At 62.2% G+C, this 481-nt stretch carries 1 protein-coding gene; it reads left to right on the forward strand.

The window, feature by feature from the left end; translation table 11 throughout:
- Nucleotides 1-481: phospholipase D-like domain-containing protein (locus ACU8YE_RS24695; protein WP_446930073.1), on the forward strand; the 481-nt coding region annotated here is incomplete at both ends.

A 481-nucleotide genomic window follows, 5' to 3' on the forward strand; every position in this document is an offset into this window, starting at 1 on the left:
GGGTGCAGGTGCGAGCCCAACCTCTCGTAACCCCCTCATGGATACCGACGCTACGCAATCTGGGGCGAGACCACCGCAAGCTCCTCATCGTCGATTCCAAGGTCGCCTACATCGGTGGGTACAACATCGGCTCCCTCTACGCCGACCGCTGGCGTGACACCCACGCTCGTATTACCGGGCCTGCCGTCGGGGAGCTCGAAAACGTCTTTGTTGACATGTGGAATCAACGCCCCAAGGGGGCCCTCATCTCCCGGCGCAACCAGCCCGTACTACCTTCTCCCGGCGTCCGCTATTGGGATACGCCTTTCGCTGTACACCGCAACTCCCCCCGGATGGCGGTCTATCCCATCCGGAACATGTACCTGGAGGCCATCGACCGCGCGAGTGAGCGAATCTGGATGACCCAGGGCTACCTCATCCCCGATGACGACGTTGTCGCAGCCCTCCACCAAGCCGCATCTCGCGGGGTTGACGTTAGGAT

It is taken from the genome of Ralstonia sp. VS2407 (assembly GCF_052950655.1).